1 protein-coding gene is annotated in these 434 nt (G+C 60.8%); it reads left to right on the forward strand.

Features of this window, described 5'->3' with window-relative positions:
- On the forward strand, positions 1-223 hold a 223-nt coding region (locus tag D7V88_RS43750), incomplete at its 5' end, for a hypothetical protein (protein WP_120546010.1).
- Positions 224-434 lie beyond the last annotated feature (211 nt).

The following is a 434-nucleotide window of genomic DNA, read 5'->3' on the forward strand; positions in this document are numbered from 1 at the left end:
GGGTTGGGTGGATGTTCGTACAAAGCGGCGAAGGGACAAGCGCTGGGAATGCGAGTGCCGGTTCGTGTCGCCCGGTGGAAAATGCTCGTCCTGGATTTCCGCCGCCAGCGCTGAAGGCTACGTTTCCCGCGAGCTTGCCTTCAGCGCGGGTATCTTGCTCGGCAGGGAGCTTGCTGCGCGCTATGCCGTATTGACCCCGGTTGAAACGACCACGTATCAATGAAGTGGCAGGGCGAAGAATGCCGGCGCCACGCATGCTTCGCCATCCTGAAAAACACATCGTTTGCCGACGTCGCTACCGAGTCCTTTAGCGGGGCCAAGTCATCGTGCGCACGATCGCTCCATGTGCCGGCACCACAAGCGTGCCCTGACGTACCACGCCGTTATAAGACGCACTGACCTGGTACTGGCCACGCGGCAGGTGAGCGTAGAAC

It is taken from the genome of Corallococcus terminator (genome assembly GCF_003611635.1).
Lineage (GTDB): Bacteria > Myxococcota > Myxococcia > Myxococcales > Myxococcaceae > Corallococcus > Corallococcus terminator.